This window comes from Streptomyces sp. NPDC001848, from assembly GCF_042891915.1.
Lineage (GTDB): Bacteria > Actinomycetota > Actinomycetes > Streptomycetales > Streptomycetaceae > Streptomyces.
In genome coordinates this window covers 51155-69280 of record NZ_JBIATP010000002.1, presented here as the reverse complement: position 1 = coordinate 69280, position 18126 = coordinate 51155, and the positions used below count along the sequence as shown (strand labels likewise).

Here is an 18126-nt window from a genome sequence, read left to right as displayed (position 1 = left end):
GGACGCCGTCTGGACGTCCGGCCGGGCCCCGGCGGCAGCGGTCTTCAGCGTCGGTCACGGCCCGTCAGCAGCCGCTGGTGAGCGTGGTCCTGGCCGCGGTACGCGTGGCACGCGGGCGGACTGTCGTCACCCTGCAGGGCGAGGGCGCGGGCGAGGGCCGCGGTCCGGTTGGGCCCGGGTTCCTCCTCCGCGCACTCGGCGGCGTACAGCCCGATCAGATCGTGGAAGCGGTAGGAGCCTCCCTCGCCCTTCATCAGTAGATGGGCCTCGGCGAGCGCCTCCAACTGGCGGCGCGCCCGGACGACGTTGGTGCCCGACAGGCGCGCGGCGATCTCCGGGGTGATGGCGCGGGCCTCGTACAGTCCGAGCATCCGGAACATCCGGGCCACTTCGGCGGGCAGCGCCCGGTAGGAGCGCGCGAAGACCGCACGCAGACTGGCCGCCGCGTCTCCCACCACGTCCAGGCGTTCCATACGGCAGCCGGACACCGCCTCCGCCAGCTCGCCGGCCGACATCCGGGGACGTGCCACGAGCGCCTCGGCGGTGATGCGCAGCGCGAGCGGCAGATGCCCGCACAGCCGGGCCAGCAGCGCGATGGCCTCCGGTGAGTCCGCGACCCGCTCGGGCGCGAGGTAGGTCAGGAGGTCGACGGACTCCTCCGGTGACAGCGGGAGCAACTCCACCCGGTGGGCGCCGTCCCGGGCCACCAGACCGCTCTGCCGCCAGCGGCTGGTGACCAGGACGCAGGCCGGCCCCTGGGGGACGAGCGGCCGCAACTGCTCGGCGTCGAAGGCGTCGTCCAACACCAGCAGCACCGGCCGGCCGTAGAGCAGACTGCGGTACAGGGCGGTGCGGCCCGGCAGGTCCGCGGGCAGCTGGGACTCCTCCACTCCGAGGCTGGTGAGCAGTTGGCCGAGCGCCTCCATGGAGGTCAGCGGCTCCCGGTCGGCGCTGGTGCCGCACAGGTCGACGAAGAGCTGGCCGTCCGGGAAGTGGTCGGCGGCGGCATGGGCCGCGCGCAGGGCCAGGGCGCTCTTGCCCACACCGGGGGCGCCGCAGACGACCGCCATGGTGGTCCGGCCGCGGGGCAGCTCGTCGCCTTCCACCATCAGCCGCCGCAGTTGCGTCATCTCCAGCGAGCGCCCGAAGAACCCCCGGGCGAGGGCGGGCAGTTGGGCAGGGCGCACCCTCGACCACACATCGGGACCGGGCTGCGTGGCGAGCGCGTCGCCGGCCGGGGGTGCGGCGGGCCGGGCCGCCGTCCACAGTCCGGCGTCGGGCTCCTCGGCGGGTCCGGGCCCGGCGGGGATGCTCAGGCGGTCGGCAAGCATCTGCTCGTGCAGGCTGCGCAGGTCCGGGCCCGGTTCGATGCCGAGTTCGTCGCGCAGCAGCATCCGCGTCTCCCGGAAGACGCGCAGTGCGTCGGCTCGCCGGCCGCTGCGGTACAGCGTCAGCATCAGCAGCCATCGCAGCTTCTCGCGCAGCGGCTCGCGGGCGACCAGGTCGGACAGCACGTGCGCCGCCTCGGTGTGCCGCCCGAGGGTGAGCAGGTCGGCCGCCCATTCCTCGGTGACGGCGAGCCGCAGTTCCTGCAGGCGCGCGCGTTCCAGGGCGGCGAACGGACCGGGGACGTTGGCGTAGGCCTCGCCGTGCCACAGGGACAGTGCCGTGTCGAGCAGGCCGAGCGCGCCCTGGACGTCGTCGGCCGCGCGCAGCCGGCGGGCCTGCGCGTGGTAGTGGCCGAAACGGTGCGCGTCCACCTCCTCCGGGTCGAGGCGCAGCGCGTACCCGCCCGCGGAGGAGACCAGGATGCCGCCGCACTCCCGGCTGACGCGCCGGGGATCGAGCGCGCGCCGGAGTCCGGCGACGTAGGTATGGACTCCGTTGACCGCGGTCCTGGGTACGTCGGTACCCCACACCCCGTCGATGATCTCCTCGACGCGTACGACGTCGTTGGCGCGGCTGGCCAGCAGCCCCAGTACCGCGCGCTGTTTCGGCGGGCCGAGCACCATCTCCTCGGCGCCCTGCCGCCATGCCCGCACCGGACCCAGCAGTTGCACCCGCATGACGCTCCCCCGTCTCTCTCCAGGCCGGAAGGCTCGCGAGGTGCCACCTCGGCCTGACTCGGTGCCGAGTTGCTGACTTGCTGTGCGGACGGGAGGACCGGGACCACGGCCCGGCGGCTTCCCATCGCCCTCCTCAGATTGAGCTGCGAACCCAGGTGGTGTCATCGCCTAGATTGCTCAGCTGGTCGAGACCGCTCGGCAAGCGTCTGACCTGCGCATCCGCGTCCGAGTCGACTGCGGCGACCGGTGAGGACGGGTATGGACTCAGCCGTAGGACGGCTGCGGGCCCGGGCGACCGTGATGTGCCCGGCCCTCGGAGCGGCTCGGTGTTTGCCCGGCGTACGACGCCGGGCAGGGCTCGGGCGGGGCTCGCGAGGCATCGACTCGGCCCTGGTGGGGGTCGGGTATGGCGCCGGCACGGTCTGCCGTACGGTCCCGGGCTAGCGCACATCGGGGGTGTCGTTCCTGTCGGCGGCCCTCTCCGCACTCGGTACCGGCGGTGCGGGGTGTCCGACAGCGCGGGCGACGAACCAGTGCCGTCGACGCTGGAAGGGATACGTCGGCAGCGGGGTGGGGGGTTGGGTGGGTTGGTGGGGCCAGTTGATGGGGTGGCCGTGGGTGTGGAGGGTGGCGAGTGCGGTGAGGAGGGCGGTGGTTTGGGGGTGGGTGCGGTGTTGGGTGGGTGCGGTGTGGGCGGCGAGGGTGGTGTCGGGGCCGATTTCCAGGCTGAGGGTGGTGTGTTGGGTGATGGTGTCGGTGGTGTGGTCGTGGCGGACGGGTTGGCGTAGTTGGCGGGGCCAGTAGGTTGGGTCGGGATGGGTGGGGGTGCCGGTGACGCTGCTGACGAAGGGGATGCCGGCTTGGTGGTGGTTGAGGGCAGCCATGGTGCCGGGTGGTGTGGTGTGCATGAGGTGGCCGCGGGTGGTCAGCAGGCGTGCGGCGTGGGGGAGGGTGAGGATGCCGGCGGTGTGGGCGGCGGCGATCTCGCCGACGGAGTGTCCGGCGACGAGGGTGGGGGTGATGCCGAGAGTGGCGAGGAGGTGGGTGAGGGCGGTCTGGAAGGCGAACAGGGCGGGTCGGGTGTAGTCGGTGCGGTCGAGCAGGTCGGTGTGCGCGCCCCACATCACCTCCCGCAGGGAATGCTCAAGATGCTGATCCAGGGCCGTGCAGGCCTCGTCGAAGGCGGCGGCGAAGGCGGGATAGGTCTGGTAGAGGTCGTGGCCCATGCCGGGGTACTGACTGCCCTGCCCTGAGTAAACGAACGCCACCTTGGGCCGCTCGCCGGCCTGCCCGCGCACCACCGCGCGATGCCCGCGCCCCTCCGCCAGCGCCTCCAGACCCGCCAACACCTCGGTGCGGTCCCGTCCTATGACCGCGGCCCGCTCGGTGAAGTGGGTCCGGCCCAGGGTGAGAGTGCGTTCGACGGCCGTCAGGTGCAGGTCCGGGTGCTCGGTCAGATGCGCGTGGAGCCGGGCCGCCTGCTTCGCAAGGGCGGCGGGAGTCCTGGCGGAGACGGGGAGCAGGACCGGGGCGGTCCGCTCCGGGAGAGGGCCGTCGGTTGCCCCGTCCGGTACGACCGCCGCCGTATCACCCACCACGACATGGCAGTTGGTGCCGCCCATCCCGAACGAGCTCACCCCCGCGATCCGGCCGCGTCGTCCCGGCGGCCAGTCGGTGAGCCTGTCCTGGACGCGCAGTCCGAGGTCGCTCAGCGCGATCTTCGGGTGCGGGCTCCGATAGTGCAGGCTGGGCGGGATCTCGCCGTGGTCGATGCTCAGGATCACCTTGAGGAGGCCGACGATGCCGGCCGCCCCCTCCAGGTGTCCCACGTTCGTCTTGGCCGATCCCACGGCGAGCGGGGCGTGTGCGGGGCGGTCCGGCCCGAAGACCTCGCCCAGCGCCGCGGCCTCGACCGGGTCGCCCACTTTCGTGCCGGTGCCGTGCAGTTCCACATAGGCCACGTCCGCGCCGCGCACCCCGGCGCGCGCGTGGGCCCGTGATACGACCTCGCGCTGCGCGTCGGCGCTGGGCCGGGTCAGGCTCTCACCGGCGCCGTCGTTGTTCACTGCGCTGCCCAGGAGCACGGCGTGGACGCGGTCGCCGTCGGTCAGGGCGTCGGCGAGCCGCTTCAGTACGACGACGGCGCCGCCCTCACCACGTACGTATCCGTTGGCGTCCGCGTCGAAGGTACGGCAGGTGCCGTCGGGAGAGAGCGCGCCGAACGCGGAGACGGCACGGGTGGTCTCGCCGGCCAGGTTGAGGTTCACGCCGGCCGCCAGGGCCAGGCTCGACTCGCCACCGCGCAGGCTGTCGCAGGCCATGTGCACAGCGACGAGCGAGGAGGACTGCCCGGTGTCGACCACGATGCTCGGGCCGCGCAGGCCGAGTGTGTACGAGACGCGGTTGGCGATGATGCTGCGGTGCAGCCCGGTCAGGGTGTGCCGGGTGGTGGCGGCGGTGCCGTACCGGTGGAGGAGGAGCGCGTAGTCGTCGGCCATGGCGCCGGCGAAGACGGCCGTGTCGCTGCCGCGCAGCGCGGCGGGCACCACACCGGCGTGTTCGAGTGCCTCCCAGCTCAGTTCGAGCATGAGGCGCTGCTGAGGGTCCATCACCTCCACTTCGCGCGGGGAGATCCCGAAGAAGTCGGCGTCGAAGAGGTCGACCGCGTCGAGGAAGCCGCCGCGGCGGACCGGGCCGGGTCCGGTCGTCCTGCCCGCGGGTTCGGCGGAGGGGATGTCCCAGCGTCCGTCGGGGACGTCGGTGACCGCGTCCGTGCCGGTGCGCAGCAGTCTCCAGAACTCCTCCGGGCCGGCCGCCCCGGGCAGCCGGCAGGCCATGCCGATGACCGCGATCCCCTCGTGGGAGACGCCGGACCCCCCCACCGTGCCCTGTCCCGTCCGCTCGGGCATGTCGCTCGTCGCCTTCTGTTACCGGGGTACCGTATGCGGTACGGGCCCGGAACGCGCCCCGCGCGCGGCGACTGGTCGGTCGGCGGGTCCCGAGGCCGAGCGGCGGGCCGGCGAGCGGCGGGCTGCGAGCAGGGCTGCATGCCCCGGAGATGGCCGGCCTGCCGGCGTGCGCGAAGCCCCTGGACGGCCAGGAGGCCCGCAGGGGACGGCGCTCGTCAGGTACAGCAGCGCCCCGTCGTGCAGGTCGCCCGGACTGCGGTGCAGCAGCCGGGTGGTGTAGCCCACGTCGATCTTCACGGTGTCGACCTCGGGCTCCGGGAAGCCGTGCCGCTGGAGGGTCGGGGCGGGCCCGCCACCTCCCCGGCCCGTCGCGTCGACGACGAGGTCGTCCGGTATGCGCTCGCCCTCACCCAGCTCCACGCCCGTGACCCGGCCGCGGTCCAGGACGAGTTCGTGCACCGGGGTGCGGTCCCGGATGCCGGCGTACTCCAGCGCCGCCACCCGGCCACGTACGGCGTGTTCGAGGTGGGCGCGGCTGAGCCTGACCCCCAGTCCGCCGCCGGCGAACCGCACCCGCGGCGCCCCCATCTGATGGCACAGCAGGTCGTGGCCGCGATCGAAGAGGACGGCGCCGCCCTCGACCAGTTCGTCGGTGAGACCCGGGAAGAGCTTTTCGAGCGCCGGCCGGCCACTGATCAGCAGGGCGGGGGCATGCCCGCCGTGCGGACCGGCGCGACGATTTTCGGCCTGGTCCGGAAGGGTGTCCCGCTCGAATACCGTCACCTGGCGAAACCGCGGCGCCAGTGCTTTCGCGGCGACCAGGCCTGCCATCGAAGCGCCAATCACCACCGCGTGTTCACCCATCACGCCCATGCGTTCCTCCTCGGCGAATGCCCGTCACCGTCCTGGCCCGGCGGCGCATCCGAGTATGGTGCGCCGCACCGAGCGGTGTCTTCTTCCGGATTGCTCAGCCCCGGTGGTGGCCGAAACGCGCACCTCAGTAAGGGCGTTGCGCGGACGCCGTCCCTGTGCGAGGCTCACTGGCGTCCGGCGGATTTGCAACGGGGGATGCAGCGTGTCCGGAGAATGCGACGGCCCTGAGGAGGGCCCCTGACGGCCCAGCGAACGATTTGGCCAAGTGGCGCATATCGCTCGCCTTTTCGGGCTGACGCATCTCATTTAGGCAAAGTTTTTCCTTCTCCCGTTCCGCCGCCGGAGTCGAGCACCCGGAAGCACACCATCAGTTCGGCGGGTCAACGGACGGGAGAGCGATCGGCATGGTCAGTTCCTCGAAACACGGCACGTCCTGGACCGAGGCACGGATGGGCGACCTGGACAACCTCAACGGCGAGCGCCACTACCGCCTCCACCTCGCCTACGCCCGGTCCAAGCGCGCCAACGTCTACTCCTCGGCGCAACTGCACCGCTGGGCCACCGCGGAGGGGCTGCCGTTGCGCGGCGTGATCGCGATACCGGGGCTGACGGACACGGGTGAGCTCACCAAGGCGTCCCAGCACGGCCGGCGCTGGCGGGCCGTGGTCCCGCCGGTCATCGCCCTGCCCGCGAAAGAGCCCATCAAGGGCGCCCGGCCCTCGCTCTACGTGGCCACGGTGCCGGATCTGCCCGGCGGTTCGTACCTCGCCCCTTCGGGCCCCCCTCCCAGGTGCGGGGCGCACCGGCGCCGCGCCATGGTCACAAGACGGTCCACGCCCCGGAGACCGCGGCGGCGCTGTGGGCGATGTCCGAGCACCTGACCGCAGTGAACCATGTGAATCCGGCCATCCCGGCCTGATATCCGCCGTGCGTTCCGGACACGGCGAGCGGAAGGCGCTCAGTCGCCGTTCGCACTGATTCCCGCTCCATTTCGGCCGATCACCCGACCTCGCCACCGCACGCGATCCGGCCACGCCCACCCGGTCCCCGGAGCGATGATTTCGCGCCGGCGTGGCCGATTCTTCACAGCTTCCTTTCGCCATGCCGTGCCGCCTTGTTCATGCATTCAACCAAACCGTCATTGACGCCCTCATAACCTGCCCCACTCAAGTTCGGTACGAACTGCTCAAGGTCCACAAGGACGAAGAAGACATGACCGCCCACGACATTGAAGGATTGAGAACGAAGCTCCACCCGTCGAACTTTCCTCCACATCGCCCAGCGATCAGACATCAGGGAGCCCTCAGAAATGGAACACCTCGCACAGCGCGCGGTCATCACCATCCGCGAGCGGTTTCACGAACCCCTCGGTCTGGATGACCTTGCCCGCTCTGTGATGGTGAGCAAGTTCTACTTCCTTCGCGTATTCCGCCGCATCACGGGTGTGACGCCGGGCCGCTTCCTCAGCGCGGTCCGCCTGCACGAGGCGAAGCGCCTGCTGGCCGAATCCCGTCTCAACGTGGCCGACGTCTCGGCGCAGGTCTGCTACAGCAGCACCGGCACGTTCTCCCGCCGGTTCACCGCATCCGTCGGCATTTCCCCCACCCACTACCGCCGCATCGCTCAGGGCGAATGCTCCGAGCAGCCGAGAGTCCTCCCGCCGGTCGCACCGGCGGGCCCCGTGAGTTCCGTCTCCGGCTCCGCCCACGTCCTGGGGACACCGTTGTCCCCCCTCTGCATAGGCGCCTTCGACAGCCCTGTCGTCCAGGGACAGCCGGCGGCCTGGTGCATGCTCGACGGCCCCGGCACCTTCTCCCTGAACAACGTGCCGCCCGGCGTGTGGTACCTGCACGCCGTCGCCCTGGGCGACCACACGGCCAACGCGTTCACCAGCGGACATCCCCTGCTGGTCGGCATCGTCGGACCGGTGCAGATCACCGGCGGAACGCATGTCCGGCTCGACATGGCGGTCCAGCCCGAGGACTGGACCCGGCCGCCGGTACTGCTCGCGCTGCCCGGACTGGATCCGCTGCCCGGGTCGGCCGGACCGCGGCCGCTGCGCCGCCGGTCCGCGGCCTTCCCGCCGGCCTGCCGCACTCCGCTGGACGACCTGGTGATCGCCTGATCACCTGGTCACCTGGTCACCTGGCGGGCGGTCCTCACCCGGCGGAGCGGACGACACGAGGAGCGGCCGCGGGCGTTCGATGCCCGCGGCCGCTTCGCCACTTCCGCGTCAACCACGCCAACTGTGCGGGGCGCGGAAGGAGAGCTCACGCTCCAGCCGGCGCCATCGGGGCCTCGCCCTGGCGCGATCACCCGGATCCGGCGCCGGCGCGGCGGCGCGGGCCAGCAGGACCGCGGTGAGCGCGGCGAGCTCGTCGGGTTCGGCGTGCCCCTTCACGACGCGCAGGATATGCCGGGCTGGAATTGTTGTAGCGCTCATGACATATACGCCTCCTCGGGCGAGGAACAGGTGAGAAGGTTCATGACGCGGCGCGGATACCGGACGCCGCTGCCCGGAGCGGGACATTCGAAGGCGCCCCGATCGATGACCACGCTACGCCGCGAATTCCCCACCGATAACCCCTGATTACCGCGCGCGGAATTTATCGCACCCTTAGCAACAACCCCTGTTTCAAAGGCAATTGGCGGGCCCGCTCCCCCGACCCGCGATCTCCGGCGCACCGGTCCCGGTCCAGCGGCCGAGGTGGTGCGACCGAGTCGGCGGCCCCGTGACCGGATGGCCACCCGCCGGTCCCCGCGCATACAGGCGGTCGAACGGCAGCGCCCTGCCGGACGCCCAGATCACGCCGGTGCGGCCGGACTCCACTGTCCGGCCCTCGTCGTCCCGGACCGGGTGGAAAGGGCCTCCGACACGGGTCGGAGGCCCTTTCCCAGGCAAAGCCGCAGATGGCGGCAGACGAGTCGGGCTGTACGCCGGGTTCTGTCCCGAAGGGGCCTCGCGGCCCCGTCGGTGACGGCCATCCATCTAGGACCGGCGTTGCCGCCGGCCTCGTGCGGTCTACCCGCGGACTCGGGCGGGCAGCCCTCGATCGTCCGCGCAGAGCGCCTGTTACAGCACTCCTTTTGACCTTGCTCCGGGTGGGGTTTACCTAGCTGCCCAGGTCACCCTGGGCACTGGTGGTCTCTTACACCGCCGTTTCACCCTTACCGAGGACCGAGGTCCCCGGCGGTTTGCTTTCTGTGGCACTGTCCCGCGGGTCACCCCGGGTGGCCGTTAGCCACCACCCTGCCCTGTGGAGCCCGGACGTTCCTCGGGGAGCACCCCCTCAAGGGGACTCCACGCGGCCGTCCGCCCGGCTCGTCTGCCGTGTGGACCATGGTACCGGGCGCGGCGCCCGCTTCGGTGCGGTGGCCGGTCCCGCCGTCGCGAGCACCGAGCCCGCCAGGATCAGAGCGAAGGCGGTCATGATGCCCGTCGTCAGCGGCTCGCCCAGGAATGCCGCGCCTGCCGCCACCGCGACCGCCGGGTTGACGTACGTGATCACGGTCTCCCTGGTCGGGCCCGCCTTCTCGACGGCCCAGCCGTGCCACGCCGCGGTTCCCGAAGGCATCGTCATGGGTCCGCCCCGTGGTGCGCGACTCCAGCGCCTTGACCGTGCCGCGGCGTCCGTCTGTGCTGATCCGCCGCTGCACCCCGTAACCTGACGCAGGCCCCCACCACCCGGTTCGAGGAGAAACCCGTGCTCGTCCTGCTGCCGCCCTCCGAAGGCAAGGCGTCCTCCGGACACGGTGCCCCGCTGAAGCTGGAGTCGCTGTCCCTGCCGGGGCTGACCGCCGCGCGGGAGGCCGTGCTGACCGAGCTGGTCGAGCTGTGCACAGGGGACGAGGACAAGGCGCGCGAGGTGCTCGGGCTGAGCGAGGGGCAGCGCGCGGAGGTCGCGAAGAACGCGGGGCTGCGGACCGCGGGGGCGCGGCCCGCCGGGGAGGTCTACACCGGCGTGCTCTACGACGCCTTGGACCTGGCCTCCCTGGACGCTGCCGCCAAGCGGCGCGCCGCCAGGTCGCTGCTCGTGTTCTCGGGGCTGTGGGGTGCCGTCCGCGTCACGGACCGGATCCCCTCGTACCGCTGTTCGATGGGTGTCAGGCTGCCCGGGCTGGGGGCGCTGGGCGCGTACTGGCGGACGCCGATGGCCTCCGTCCTGCCCGAGGCGTCCGGTGACGGTCTGGTGCTCGACCTGCGGTCCTCCGCGTACGCGGCCGCCTGGAAGCCGAAGGGGGAGGTCGCGGGACGTACGGCGACCGTGCGGGTGCTGCACTCCCAGGTGGTGGACGGGGTGGAGAAGCGGTCGGTCGTGAGCCACTTCAACAAGGCGACCAAGGGGCGGATCGTCCGTGCCCTGCTGACGGCGGGGGCCGCGCCCAAGGATCCGGCGCAACTGGTGGAGGCGCTGCGGGACCTGGGGTACGCGGTGGAGGCCGAGACTCCGGGGCGGGCGGGGAAGGCGTGGTCGTTGGATGTGGTGGTGACGGAGATCCACTGATCGGACCCGACGGATGGCATACCCGGCGTATGGCATACCCGACGGATAGCTGTGGCGCGTTGCAGAAACCGCAACGTTGCATCATGTGCAATGACCTTTGCGCAGGATGCTGTTCATGGGCAGGATGACGCCCATGACCTCGCCGCTGCCCCCGGCCTCCGCGCCCTCCGCCCACCCGGTGCTCGATCTCGCGCCCGTCATCCCCGTGGTCGTCGTGCAGGACGCCGCTGACGCCGTGCCGCTCGCGCGGGCCCTGGTGGCCGGTGGGCTGCCCGCGATCGAGGTGACCTTGCGCACCCCGGCCGGTATGGAGGCGATCCGGGCGGTGGCGGCTGAGGTCGCGGGCGCGGTGGTGGGGGCCGGGACCGTCATCACGCCGGAGCAGGTGGCCGACTGTGTCACGGCGGGTGCGCGTTTCCTGGTCAGCCCCGGGTGGACGGATGCCCTGCTGGCGGCGATGCAGGGCTCCGGGGTGCCGTTCCTGCCGGGGGTGTCGACGGCGTCGGAGGTCGTGGCGCTCCTCGAACGCGGCGTACGGGAGATGAAGTTCTTCCCGGCGCAGGCGGCGGGCGGCACCGCGTTCCTGAGGTCGCTCGCCGGGCCGCTCCCCCAGGCCCGCTTCTGTCCGACGGGCGGCATCGGACCGGCGAACGCCCCGGAGTACCTGGCCCTGCCCAACGTCGGCTGCGTCGGCGGTACGTGGATGGTTCCGGAGGACGCGATCGCCGGACGGGACTGGGCCCGGATCGAGGGACTGGCCCGGGAGGCGGCGGCCTTGCGGCGCCCGGTCAGCGCAGGTGCGACGTGTCGTTGAGGAGGCGGAGGCTCGCGTTGCCGTCGGCGTAGTACGCCACCGCGGACAGGGACGCGGCGGACAGCTCCATGCGGAACAGGGCCTCGGGCGGCGCGCCGAGGGCGAGCCGGACGAGGGTCTTGATGGGCGTCACATGGGAGACGACGAGGACGGTGCGGCCCGCGTGGGAGGCGAGCAGCTTGTCCCGCGCGGCGGCGACCCGGCGGGCGACGGCCGCGAAGCTCTCGCCACCGCCGGTGGGTGCGGCCTCCGGGTCGGTCAGCCAGGCGTTCATGTCGTCCGGGTGGCGCTCGCGGACCTCGCCGAAGGTGAGGCCCTCCCAGACGCCGAAGTCGGTCTCCCGCAGCCCGTCGTCGATGCCGACCTCCAGCCCGAGGCGGGCCGCGACGACACCGGCCGTCTCGCGACAGCGGGCGAGGGGTGAGGAGACGATGGCCTGCACGGTCCCCCGCGCGGCCAGCACCCCGGCGACCAGCTCGGCCTGCCGTCGGCCGACCTCGGAGAGACCCGGGTCGCTGCCGCCGCTGCCGGAGAAGCGCTTGAGGGGGGTGAGCGGGGTCTCGCCGTGCCGCAGCAGCACGAGCGTGGTGGGGGCGCCGAGGTCGGGCGGCGCCGAGGCGACGTTGCGAGCGGCCCGGATGTCGGCCGCCTCCCGCTCCCCCGGGCCGGCCGGAGCCTGTGCCGAGCCCGCAGGAGCCTTCGCCGAGCGTGCGGAGCCCTTCGCCGAGGCGGCAAAGGCCAAGGCCGCCCTCGCCCGCGCCGCACCCGCGCCCACATCCCCCGGCGGCCCCTCCGGTTCAGCGACCGTGGTGCCGGCGGTCGACTCCGCCGCCGACCGGGCCGGCTCCCACTGCTCCCCCCGGCCCCCCGCGTCCATCGCCTCGTTGGCGAGCCGGTCCGCGTGCTTGTTCTGCTCACGCGGAATCCACTCGTAGGTGACCTGCCCGGCCGGGAAGACCGCGGCCGCCTCCATCGCCAGGGGTCTCATCGCCGGGTGCTTGATCTTCCAGCGGCCCGACATCTGCTCCACGACGAGCTTGGAGTCCATCCGCACCCGTACCCGCGCGTCCGGATCCAGCGCGTGGGCCGCGCGCAGTCCGGCCAGCAGTCCCCGGTACTCGGCGACGTTGTTCGTGGCCGTGCCGATGAACTCGGCCCGTTCCGCGAGCGTCTCGCCGCTCGCCGCGTCCCGCACCACGGAGCCGTAGCCCGCGGGCCCCGGGTTGCCCCGGGAACCGCCGTCCGCCTCGACGATGAACTCCCGCACGCCGTACGCCTCTTATCGACTCTCGTCGCCTCTTGGTACGCCTCTGGTCGCTTCCTGTCGCTCCTACAGGCCGGACTCCGCCGTGCGCACCAGGATCCGACGGCAGTTCTCGCAGCGCACCACCGTGTCGGGCGCCGCCTTGCGGATCTCGTTCAGCTCGGTGATCGCCAGCTCCTGCCGGCAGCCCTGGCAGGTCCGCTGGTACAGCCTGGCCGCGCCGATGCCGCCCTGCTGCTCGCGCAGCTTGTCGTAGAGCTTCAGCAGGTCCGCCGGCACCGAGGCGGCGACGACCTCGCGTTCCTTGGTCACCGACGCGACCTCGCCGTCGATCTCCTCGAAGGCCGCGTCGCGGCGCGCCCTGGCGTCGTCGATCTTCGACTGGACGGAGGCGACGCGCTCGGTCAGCTCCGCCACCCGCTCCTGCGCGGCCTCGCGGCGCTCCATCACCTCGAGGACGATGTCCTCCAGGTCGCCCTGCCGCTTGGCGAGCGAGGCGATCTCGTGCTGGAGGTTCTCCAGGTCCTTCGGCGAGGTGACCGCGCCGGAATCCAGGCGCTGCTGGTCGCGGGCGGCGCGCTGGCGCACCTGGTCCACGTCCTGCTCCGCCTTGGTCTGCTCGCGGGCGCAGTCGCCCTCCTCGGTCTGCGCGGCCACGAGCAGGTCGCGCAGCTGTGCGTGGTCCTTGGTCAGCGACTCGATCTCGGCGTGCTCGGGCAGGGACTTCCGCCGGTGCGCGAGCTGCTGCAGGCGGACGTCGAGGGCCTGGACGTCGAGGAGTCGGATCTGGTCGGCGGGCGCGGCGTTCAGTTGGGGGCTCCCATTAGCTGTGAGTGGTGGCGGAGGACGCCGCGTGGGCGGTCCAGGGGTCGGTGACCGTCTTGGAGACGTGGACGCGAAGGTCCCATCCGTGCCGGTCGGAGATCTCGTCGAGCTGGGCGGCGGCCAGCTCGCACCAGGGCCACTCGGTGGCCCAGTGCGCCGCGTCGAGCAGCGCGGGAGGACGGTGGGCGCGATCCGCGATGAACTCCGCGGCCGGGTGGTGGCGCAGGTCCGCGGTGAGGAAGGCGTCGACGCCGGCCGCGCGCACCGCGTCGAAGAGGCTGTCGCCGGAGCCGCCGCTGACGGCGACCGTGTGGACGGGGGTCTCGGGATCGCCGGCGACGCGGATGCCCTGCGCGGTGGCGGGCAGCCGCTCGGCGGCGCGGGCGGCCAGCTCGCGGACGGTCAGCGGGTGGTCCAGCTCGCAGACGCGGCCGAGGCCGCGACGGCCCTCCGGGTCGGTGGCGTCCGGCACCAGGGGGCGCACGACCCTGAGGTCCAGCGCGCCCGCCAGCGCGTCGCTGACGCCGGGGTCGGCGGTGTCGGCGTTGGTGTGGGCGACGTGCAGCGCGATGTCGTTCTTGATCAGGGTGTGCACGACCCGGCCCTTGAAGGTGGAGGCCGCCACCGTCGTCGTACCGCGCAGATAGAGCGGGTGGTGGGTGACCAGCAGGTTCGCGCCCAGCTTCACCGCCTCGTCGACGATCTCCTGGACGGGGTCGACGGCGAAGAGGACCCGGGAGATTTCCTGGTCGGGGTCGCCGACGACCGTGCCGACCGCGTCCCAGGACTCGGCCCGCTCGGCGGGCCACAGGTTCTCCAGCGCGGCGATGACTTCAGACAGACGGGGCACGGGGAAAAGGCTACCTGCCCCGCGGCGGTGACCCACCGGGCGCGGGTCGTTCGACCGGGCGGCGGGAGGAACGCGCACCGGGCCGCTCGTCGTCCGGTCACAGCAACAGGTGGTGAGTTGGCCGTCCGTGCGCCCCTCGTGCAGCACAGCCGCCCCCGTTTATTCACAGGAATCCCGGCACCGACACCCTTACGTGTGAAGCGGCGGCCCGGGGATTCCACGCCTGTGCGTACGAAAACTAGCTTCGTCGCCGGAGGTGACCGAACGATGACGGCCTGTGCCTTCACATCCGCCACGACGACCGGCCCCGAAGGGGCGCCCGCGCCCGGATGCGTGATCACCGCGGACGGTTCGTACGCGGCGCGTCTCGCCCTGGACGGCGCGTCCTGGTACCCGGAGCGCTGGACCCTGGACGGCCCGGAACCGTACGCCGTGGCGCTGCCCGTCAACCAGCCCGAGGAGCCCGGCACCGAGGTGCAGCCGCTGGCCGACGGGCGGGTGCTGGTCCATCGCGTCGCGGCCGGGCGGCACACGTTCTCGCTGCTGTATCCGACGGGGCCGGGGACCGGGGAGCGGCTGCTGGGCGCGGTGGAGTGCGCCACTCAGGGCACCCGGCTGCGGCTGCTGCCGCCCGCGCCGACGGGGGACCGGGCGTTCGCGCTGGAGGTGGACCAGGGGGCGAGCGCGGTGTGGCTGGTGGCGGGCGGTGCCAGGGGGCCCGAGCGGGTGGCTCAGGTGCCGGGCCGATGCTCGGGCGGGGTGTGGCTGGACCGTACCGGCCGGCTGCTGGCCGTGGACCGCACGCCGCAGGACAGGGGTCCCACCAAGACGGTGGTGGTCGATCTGGAGCGGGGCGGCGAGGTGTCGCCGCTGCTGCAGATCGCGGACGGCAGCAATGACCGGCTGCTGCTCGCCGACCCGGACAGCGGCCTGCTGCTGATCCGCTCGGACGCGCCCTCACCCGGCCGGGAGCGGCTCGGCTGGGGCGTGTTGGGGAGCACCCTCCCGGTCCGTTTCCCCGAGTGCCTGCGGCTGGACCGCCCGGTGACCCCGTTCGCCATCCAGCCGGGGCAGGCGCTGACGCCGGAGAGCTGCGCGGTGGCGCTGCGCATCGACGGGCCCGCCGGCAGCTGGGTCGGAGTCTGGCGCCCCGTGAACCGCAGGGTCCACCAACTCGCGGCGCCGACGGGCTGGTTGGCTGGGGCCGGGTTGTGGACGCGGGACGGGGTGCTGCGGCTGCCGTACGCGGCGGGCGCGGTGCGGTGTGGGGTGGCGCGGCTGGAGGTGCCCGGGGCGGCGGTCGCCGCGCCGGCCCGGGAGACGGGTGAGACGGGTGAACGGCCGGTTCCGCGGCCTCCGGAGCCGTCGGTGGCCCGACCGGTCACGTTGCAGCAGGCGCTGTCGCCACGGCGCGCCGACGCGGCTCCGACGCCCCTCGTGTGGATCCGCAAGAGACAGGCCCCGGCCGGGAGTAGGGACGGGTTTCCCGGGCACGCGCAGGGCCAGGGCGGCAGCCGCGGCACGACACCCCCGGCCCCCGGCACGGCTGTCGTCGCCGCCCGTTAGACTCGCCCGGCTGTACGAAGGATCATGTTTTCGACGGGGTGAACACTTCCGATGAGCGACACCAGCACCACGCACCCTCTCTCTGCCGAGGTCCAGGAGAACCCGGGGCACGGCAAGCACCGCGGTCCGGTCTCCGCCGAGGACCACGAGGCGGCGCCGCACGGCCGGCACCGCAAGCCGGCCGGTGAGCAGCAACAGACCGGCACGGCGGCCTGAACCAGCTCTGCCGCCGCATGTGACGGCCCGTCAGTCGCCGTATCCGGCCGACTGCCGCGTCTCTCCGGCCCCGCCCGTCCCCGCGACGGGCGGGGCCGTCGCACGGGAACCCGCGTCGGGCCCTTCAGCCCTCGTGCCGCAGCCCCAGCACCTCCACCGCCGCGAACGTCTCGTCCCGCGGCCGCTCGGCGTAGTGCGGGGTGAGCAGCGCGTCGAGTTCGTCGTACGTGAAGACGTCCTGCTTGGTGTCGAACCTCGCGCGTATCCGCGGCCGTTCGACGATCGCCACCATTCCGCCGTGTACGACGAGGAGCTGCCCGTTGACCTGTGCGGCGGCGGGTGAGGCCAGGTAACCGACGAGGGGGGCGACGTGCTCGGGCGCGAGCGGGTCCAGGCCGTCCTCTGGGGGTTCGACGCGGGCGAACACGTCCTCGGTCATTCGGGTCCGGGCGCGCGGGCAGATCACGTTGGCGGTGACGCCGTACTTGGCGAGGGCGAGCGCCGTCGACGTGGTGAGCCCGACGATTCCGCCCTTGGCCGCCGCGTAGTTGGGCTGCCCGGCCGAGCCCGCCAGGAACGCCTCCGACGACGTGTTCACGATCCGCCCGTACACCGGCCCGCCCGCCGCCTTGGAGCGGGCCCGCCAGTGTGCTGCGGCGAAACGGATGGTGTTGAAGTGGCCTTTGAGGTGGACCCGGATCACCGAGTCCCACTCCTCCTCGGACATCGAGAAGACCATGCGGTCACGCAGGATGCCCGCGTTGTTGACGAGGATGTCGAGCTTTCCGAACCGGTCGATCGCCAAGTCCACCAGTGCTCGGGCCTGTTCGAAGTCGGACACGTCCCCGGTGTGGGCGACGGCCCGGCCGCCGGCCGCGCGGATCTCGGCGGCGACCGCCTCGGCGGGGGCCGTGGACGACTGCCCGTAGTCGTTGACGACGACGGCCGCGCCGAGCCGGGCGAGTTCCAGTGCCTCGACCCGGCCGATCCCCCGGCCGGCGCCCGTCACCACGGCGGTGCGTCCCTCGAGTGGCAGTGACATGAACGTCCTCTCGCCGCAGGGTGGTTCGCATGAGGATCGGACGAGGTTCAGATCTCGATGCACGTACGCAGTGCCGTCCCCGTCCGCATCTGGTCCAGCGCCTGGTTGATCTCGGCGAGCGGCACCCGGTGCGTGATCAGGCCCGCCAGGTCGATGCGCCCGGCGCGCCACAGCGCGATGGCCCGCTCGTACGAACGCCGGACGTCCCCACCGCCGTACAGGGACGGCAGGATCCGCTTCTCGTCGAAGAACAGCTCGAACATGCTGAGCCGGAGGAAGTCGTCCATGGCCCCGGCGCCGACCACCACGAGCGTGCCGCCGCGCCGGGTGTTCTCGTACGCCGTCCGGGCCGTGGCCGACTTCCCGACGACCTCGAAGACGTAGTCGAAGCCCTCGCCGCCGGTGACCTGCTGCTTGGCGTCGGGCAGTTCGTCCGGTGACACGGCCCTGGTGGCGCCGAACCTCAGCGCCGCCTCCCGGCGCGAGGCGACCGGGTCGACGGCGACGATCTCGGCGGCGCCCTTCAGCCGTACCCCCTGGATCGCGGAGATGCCGACGCCCCCGCAGCCGATGACCGCCACCGACGAACCCGCCTCGGGATCGGCGGTGTTGAGCGCCGCGCCCAGCCCGGTCGTCACCCCGCAGCCGATGAGGGCGGCGATGTCGAACGGCACGTCGTCGGGGATCGGGACCGCGCAGCCCGCGTCGACGACGACCTCCTCGGCGAAGGTGCCGGTGCCCGCGAAGCCGAAGACGTCACCGCCGGGGCGCCTGAAATTGGGGGTGCCCGCGTTCATGAACCCGGTCAGGCACAGCTCCGTCTGGCCGCGCCGGCAGGCGGGACAGGCTCCGCAGGCGGGCAGCCAGCAGACCACGACCCGGTCACCGGCCTTCACATGGGTGACCCCCTCCCCCACGTCGAGGATCTCCCCCGCACCCTCGTGGCCGGGCACGAACGGCCCCGGCTGCGGCAGCACCCCGCTCATCGCGGACAGGTCCGAGTGGCACAGCCCCGTGGCGCGCACCCGGATCCTGACCCTGCCGGGCCCGAAGCCGGTCACCTCGACGTCGTCGAGGACCTCCAGCTTGTCCTGGCCGATCTCGTGCAGTACGGCTGCGCGCATGGTGCGGCTCCCCTCGGAGGCTCGGTGGCTCAGGAGTGTTCGGACGGCTCGGTGGCTCAGGAGTGTTCGGGC

General features: G+C 72.5%; 17 protein-coding genes and 1 other RNA gene. 7 read left to right on the top strand and 11 right to left on the bottom strand.

Annotated elements, in window-relative coordinates; translation table 11 throughout:
- Nucleotides 1–44: 44 nt before the first annotated feature.
- The 3 genes from ACFYZJ_RS03380 to ACFYZJ_RS03370 form a co-directional block, all read right to left on the bottom strand.
- Nucleotides 45–2066: a BTAD domain-containing putative transcriptional regulator gene (locus ACFYZJ_RS03380; protein WP_388562348.1), complete on the bottom strand. Its 2022-nt coding sequence runs from the start codon at nucleotides 2064–2066 to the stop codon at nucleotides 45–47.
- A gap of 440 nt (nucleotides 2067–2506) precedes the next feature.
- Nucleotides 2507–4975 (bottom strand): type I polyketide synthase, encoded by a 2469-nt coding sequence (locus tag ACFYZJ_RS03375; RefSeq protein ID WP_388562346.1) that lies wholly within the window; start codon nucleotides 4973–4975, stop codon nucleotides 2507–2509.
- An 18-nt stretch (nucleotides 4976–4993) separates the two neighbouring features.
- Nucleotides 4994–5848 carry an NAD(P)/FAD-dependent oxidoreductase gene (locus ACFYZJ_RS03370; protein WP_388562344.1) on the bottom strand — a complete coding sequence of 285 codons (855 nt, stop codon included), beginning with the start codon at nucleotides 5846–5848 and terminating at the stop codon, nucleotides 4994–4996.
- Nucleotides 5849–6252: 404 nt separating this feature from the next.
- Between ACFYZJ_RS03370 and ACFYZJ_RS03365 the strand changes: the two genes are divergently transcribed.
- The gene (locus ACFYZJ_RS03365; protein WP_388562342.1) at nucleotides 6253–6729 is read left to right on the top strand and encodes a hypothetical protein; all 477 of its coding nucleotides are present in this window, start codon (nucleotides 6253–6255) and stop codon (nucleotides 6727–6729) included.
- A 202-nt stretch (nucleotides 6730–6931) separates the two neighbouring features.
- Here the strand turns inward: ACFYZJ_RS03365 and ACFYZJ_RS03360 are convergent, their stop codons facing one another.
- On the bottom strand, nucleotides 6932–7141 hold the full coding sequence (locus tag ACFYZJ_RS03360; protein ID WP_388562340.1) for a hypothetical protein: 210 nt from the start codon (nucleotides 7139–7141) through the stop codon (nucleotides 6932–6934).
- A 16-nt stretch (nucleotides 7142–7157) separates the two neighbouring features.
- Here ACFYZJ_RS03360 and ACFYZJ_RS03355 point away from each other — a divergent pair, with 16 nt between their 5' ends.
- Nucleotides 7158–7973: a helix-turn-helix transcriptional regulator gene (locus ACFYZJ_RS03355; RefSeq protein ID WP_388562338.1), complete on the top strand. Its 816-nt coding sequence runs from the start codon at nucleotides 7158–7160 to the stop codon at nucleotides 7971–7973.
- A gap of 108 nt (nucleotides 7974–8081) precedes the next feature.
- Here the strand turns inward: ACFYZJ_RS03355 and ACFYZJ_RS03350 are convergent, their stop codons facing one another.
- Both ACFYZJ_RS03350 and rnpB read right to left on the bottom strand, forming a co-directional pair.
- The gene (locus ACFYZJ_RS03350) at nucleotides 8082–8291 is read right to left on the bottom strand and encodes an acyl-CoA carboxylase epsilon subunit (RefSeq protein ID WP_388562336.1); all 210 of its coding nucleotides are present in this window, start codon (nucleotides 8289–8291) and stop codon (nucleotides 8082–8084) included.
- A gap of 474 nt (nucleotides 8292–8765) precedes the next feature.
- Nucleotides 8766–9173, bottom strand: an RNA gene (gene rnpB / locus ACFYZJ_RS03345) — RNase P RNA component class A.
- An 8-nt stretch (nucleotides 9174–9181) separates the two neighbouring features.
- Between rnpB and ACFYZJ_RS03340 the strand changes: the two genes are divergently transcribed.
- The 3 genes from ACFYZJ_RS03340 (at nucleotide 9182) to eda (ending at nucleotide 11167) form a co-directional block, all read left to right on the top strand.
- On the top strand, nucleotides 9182–9517 hold the full coding sequence (locus ACFYZJ_RS03340) for a hypothetical protein (protein ID WP_388562334.1): 336 nt from the start codon (nucleotides 9182–9184) through the stop codon (nucleotides 9515–9517).
- A 35-nt stretch (nucleotides 9518–9552) separates the two neighbouring features.
- A complete protein-coding gene (gene yaaA, locus ACFYZJ_RS03335) occupies nucleotides 9553–10353 on the top strand; it encodes a peroxide stress protein YaaA (RefSeq protein WP_388562332.1) in 801 nt (266 codons plus the stop codon).
- Between the two features lie 133 nt (nucleotides 10354–10486).
- Nucleotides 10487–11167, top strand: coding sequence for a bifunctional 4-hydroxy-2-oxoglutarate aldolase/2-dehydro-3-deoxy-phosphogluconate aldolase (gene eda / locus ACFYZJ_RS03330; protein WP_388563353.1), 681 nt, complete (start codon nucleotides 10487–10489; stop codon nucleotides 11165–11167).
- On the opposite strand, the gene ACFYZJ_RS03325 is transcribed toward eda, so the two are convergent.
- From ACFYZJ_RS03325 to ACFYZJ_RS03315, 3 genes are all read right to left on the bottom strand, one after another.
- Nucleotides 11142–12434 carry a bifunctional RNase H/acid phosphatase gene (locus ACFYZJ_RS03325; RefSeq protein ID WP_388562330.1) on the bottom strand — a complete coding sequence of 431 codons (1293 nt, stop codon included), beginning with the start codon at nucleotides 12432–12434 and terminating at the stop codon, nucleotides 11142–11144. The two genes, eda and ACFYZJ_RS03325, sit on opposite strands and share 26 nt — an antisense overlap.
- Before the next feature lie 63 nt (nucleotides 12435–12497).
- Nucleotides 12498–13241 (bottom strand): zinc ribbon domain-containing protein, encoded by a 744-nt coding sequence (locus ACFYZJ_RS03320; RefSeq protein ID WP_388563351.1) that lies wholly within the window; start codon nucleotides 13239–13241, stop codon nucleotides 12498–12500.
- A gap of 13 nt (nucleotides 13242–13254) precedes the next feature.
- Nucleotides 13255–14106, bottom strand: a complete 852-nt coding sequence (locus tag ACFYZJ_RS03315) for a Nif3-like dinuclear metal center hexameric protein (RefSeq protein ID WP_388562328.1) — start codon at nucleotides 14104–14106, stop codon at nucleotides 13255–13257.
- 267 nt (nucleotides 14107–14373) lie between these two features.
- On the opposite strand from ACFYZJ_RS03315, the gene ACFYZJ_RS03310 reads away from it, so the two are divergent.
- Nucleotides 14374–15672: a hypothetical protein gene (locus tag ACFYZJ_RS03310; RefSeq protein ID WP_388562326.1), complete on the top strand. Its 1299-nt coding sequence runs from the start codon at nucleotides 14374–14376 to the stop codon at nucleotides 15670–15672.
- A gap of 51 nt (nucleotides 15673–15723) precedes the next feature.
- The gene (locus ACFYZJ_RS03305; protein WP_388562325.1) at nucleotides 15724–15888 is read left to right on the top strand and encodes a hypothetical protein; all 165 of its coding nucleotides are present in this window, start codon (nucleotides 15724–15726) and stop codon (nucleotides 15886–15888) included.
- Between the two features lie 124 nt (nucleotides 15889–16012).
- On the opposite strand, the gene ACFYZJ_RS03300 is transcribed toward ACFYZJ_RS03305, so the two are convergent.
- Together ACFYZJ_RS03300 and ACFYZJ_RS03295 are read right to left on the bottom strand one after the other, a co-directional pair.
- Nucleotides 16013–16930, bottom strand: coding sequence for a 3-oxoacyl-ACP reductase (locus tag ACFYZJ_RS03300; protein WP_388562323.1), 918 nt, complete (start codon nucleotides 16928–16930; stop codon nucleotides 16013–16015).
- 47 nt (nucleotides 16931–16977) lie between these two features.
- A complete protein-coding gene (locus ACFYZJ_RS03295; protein ID WP_388562321.1) occupies nucleotides 16978–18054 on the bottom strand; it encodes a Zn-dependent alcohol dehydrogenase in 1077 nt (358 codons plus the stop codon).
- Nucleotides 18055–18126 lie beyond the last annotated feature (72 nt).